The organism is Methanocalculus sp., from assembly GCF_029762515.1.
In the GTDB taxonomy this organism is placed as follows: domain Archaea; phylum Halobacteriota; class Methanomicrobia; order Methanomicrobiales; family Methanocorpusculaceae; genus Methanocalculus.
In genome coordinates this window covers 1-1,926 of record NZ_JARVGN010000415.1, presented here as the reverse complement: position 1 = coordinate 1,926, position 1,926 = coordinate 1, and the positions used below count along the sequence as shown (strand labels likewise).

Annotated in this window: 2 protein-coding genes; both read left to right on the top strand. The window is 51.1% G+C overall.

The genetic code is table 11. The features are described 5' to 3' along the window. Positions 1-174: 174 nt before the first annotated feature. Entirely contained in the window at positions 175-828 is a 654-nt protein-coding gene (locus QCH34_RS11650; RefSeq protein WP_300334380.1) for a histidine phosphatase family protein, read from the top strand. Beyond that, positions 825-1,926 (top strand): carbamoyltransferase N-terminal domain-containing protein (locus tag QCH34_RS11645; protein ID WP_300334376.1); only part of this gene is annotated, 1,102 nt, incomplete at its 3' end. The genes QCH34_RS11650 and QCH34_RS11645, both read left to right, overlap by 4 nt.

Here is a 1,926-nt window from a genome sequence, read left to right as displayed (position 1 = left end):
AGGGTACCTGCATATCGACAAGGCTGGAGCACCCGCATATATTGAGCGCTACGCGTGGGTCGAACCATTTTACAATGAATGGGCCCTGTGCAGGACTAAAGACGGCGATCTGGTGACCCGTTCTGAAGACGGCACTGTTGTACACCTTGCTCCTTCGACGAAAGAGGAGACCTTATGAATGTGAATTTCATGAACAATTTCTCGCTTGTTGAGGAATCTGAATCATTTGCCTTACTGATACGCCACGCGGAACGGGGATCCATCCCGAGCCTGACGCATGGGACTGATGTCCTTCTGACAGAAAAGGGGACACAGGATGCACAGTTGTTCGGATCGAAACTCCGGGATATGGCGATAGGGTGTACATACTCAAGCCCTGTGCCCCGCTGTCTTCAGACGGTTCATTCGATCCTCGACGGGTACGGCAAGAAGGATATCCCCATTATTCAGAGTTCAATACTTGGGGCGCCAGGGATCTACATCGAGGATTCCGACCTTGCCGGACGTAATTTCCTCGACTGGGGCACTACAACGACAGTGCAGCGATACATCGAAACCGGCGAGCTTGAGGGATTCAAACCATTGAAAAGCACCAGCAAGGCATTTCTTTCACAGATCTGCACGGATCTGTCAGCATCAGGTCATAACCTGATATACGTCTCCCATGACGCAGTACTCATCCCCTTTATCAGCTACTTCAATGACGAATACTTTGACTATAAGAAATGGCTGACTTTCCTTGATGGTGCGATTGTAACACGTGGGAGAGATACGGTATCGATAATCCGGGATGGCAAAAAGAGAGAAGTTACCGGGGGAGCCGTATGATCACCGTCGGACTCTACGGGATTCCCGATACAACGGTAGTGTCCGGAGTGCCTTCGTTGACCCACGATCACGGGATTACCATAATGAAGAACGGTCGCGTCATAACGGCGATCCAGCTGGAGCGATACTCCGGCATCAAGCATGACAGCGGGCTCTCATCGGAACTTTCACGCCTTCTCACAAAGTATATTCCGCCAGACGAGGATCTCAGATTCGTAGCGGTGAACTCATTTCTTGGCAGTTCAATCATCTCGTCGGATGGAAATTTCAGGATCGAACCCCGGGCTACCCTGAAAGTTGAAGATATTATCCAGCCAGCAACCTGCCGGTTCTTTCCGGATGGCCTGCATGAGAGAGAGGTTTCCGGGTTTATTATGTGCCATGAGTTCGCGCATCTGGCTTCCGTTCTCCCATTTATCGGATCGTTCCAGCCGAACACCTTGCTCGTCCACATCGACGGGGGTGCTTCCGATTCAAGTTCATCGGTCTGGTTTTTTGATGGGAAAGAGGTACACTGGCTTGATCATAGCTGGAATGACCTCAAAACGGTTGTAAACAATTTCAGCGTCAATCCTCTCGTCAGGGCAATCCTGAACCAATCACCCCAGGACCACCTGGCAATTCCCGGAAAACTCATGGGATATAGTTCGTACGGTTGCGCCAGCGATGCGATCCGATCGTGGCTGATCGAGAACAACTGGTATCTCGATTTTCACGGCGGCGAACCCGAACTCGTCGAGATTGTCAATCGGCACATGAACCTTTCCCTGCAACATCTGGATCCCCGGCACGCAGTTTGCATGAATATTGCAGCAACAATCCAGAAGGAGTTCGAAGACCGTGTTCTCGAGTTCATCCGGTTCTGGGCGGAACAGACCGGAGCGGAATACCTCTGTTACAGCGGCGGTGCCGCATTAAACATCCTCACGAATACCAAACTTGAGCGACAGAGACTGTTTAAGCAGATCGTTATTTCCCCCTGCACGAGCGACTGCGGACTTTCTCTCGGAGCTGCGGCATGGATGGAATACACCGATTATGGAGTCGTAGAAATCACGTCACCATTTTTAAACAGATTCGACCTCCACCCACCTGCGA